The 223-nt window shown below is 43.5% G+C and carries 1 protein-coding gene; it reads right to left on the bottom strand.

Translation table 11 applies throughout. From position 1 onward, the window contains the following. Positions 1-223 (bottom strand): hypothetical protein (locus NHE85_RS16715; RefSeq protein ID WP_252813347.1); only part of this gene is annotated, 223 nt, incomplete at both ends.

Genomic DNA, 223 nt, shown 5'->3' with positions numbered 1-223 from the left:
AATAGCATTACTGAATGTTACTGCTCCTGCAGCATCGGCTATTGCAATACGATCAGCTGTACCTGCGCCTGCTGTTAACTTAGCCGATGTTACATTACCGTCTTTGATATTCTCGGTCTGAACCGCATTATCGGCAAGCTTTGCATTGGTTACTGCATCAGCTTTTATATCTAACGTTACATCGGTAAAGGTGGCATTATCTCCTCCTGTTACTGTAAGGTCT

The organism is Flavobacterium sp. NRK1, assembly GCF_024054175.1.
In the GTDB taxonomy this organism is placed as follows: Bacteria; Bacteroidota; Bacteroidia; order Flavobacteriales; family Flavobacteriaceae; genus Flavobacterium.
Note: the sequence above shows the minus strand (reverse complement) of the source record. Positions and strands in the feature narration are given on the sequence as shown.